The sequence below is a fragment of the Rhizobium sp. Leaf311 genome (genome assembly GCF_001423445.1).
Lineage (GTDB): Bacteria > Pseudomonadota > Alphaproteobacteria > Rhizobiales > Rhizobiaceae > Agrobacterium.
The window spans coordinates 161762-162525 of record NZ_LMNZ01000002.1 but is presented as its reverse complement, the minus strand read 5'-3'; the positions used below and the strand labels follow the sequence as shown (position 1 = coordinate 162525).

General features: G+C 54.2%; 1 protein-coding gene. It reads right to left on the bottom strand.

The genetic code is table 11. The features are described from left to right. Positions 1-528: 528 nt before the first annotated feature. A partial coding sequence (alaE, locus tag ASF69_RS04885) for an L-alanine exporter AlaE (protein ID WP_156462001.1) occupies positions 529-764 on the bottom strand: 236 nt, incomplete at its 5' end.

Here is a 764-nt window from a genome sequence, read left to right as displayed (position 1 = left end):
CTCGCGGCCTCCATCCTTGTTCCTCACCACCGGAGCAGGGCGATCCGGGTAGACTTCGATCTCCGGCTGAAGGTTGAGCCGCTCATTCATCGTGCCAGCGATGTCGCGCATGGCTTCCTGATTGCTACGGACCTGGTACAGATTGCACATGCGTCACCTCGGCATCTTCGCGACAGTGATTTTCACTTCGCCTCTTTTGAGGCACTTTTGACAACGCATCTGCGATCCCAGTTGATCCAAAGACTTGTCCTTATCGACATTCTTCATACGCCATTGAGGAATGTTAGATACGTGCCGCAGACCCTGCATTTAACGACAACGACCTCCCAAGCCCTCAGTTCTGATACCTTGCTGCTCGATGCCGGTCTCGCGAGCTGCTCAATCGGGTTCGCCCTTTTGTAGTAAGAGATGCCACAACGATCGGAAAACCCGACCATCGTCTTTTCGCATTTGAGCACTTTCCGAGATATGATGCAGCAATGTTGGCATTGGCAAATCGCCGCGGCGCTGTCTAAAGGTCCCCTACGTTTAGGTGTTAAGTGACATTGGCTTTTCACCTCCAGGCGGTAGACCGAAAAGGTGTCTTATCCAGTTCAGGAATGCTCCATAAGGTCGGCCGAGCATGATCATCATCACCGCTGCGCCCAAGACCCCTCGTATCAGCCCATCCCCGGAGGCTCCGCTAAAAGAGATGATCGCGGCGTAGATCGGCACCTGAAAGCTCATCAGCGCCAAGCTGTCCCATAGAAGCTGGGACAGTCGGG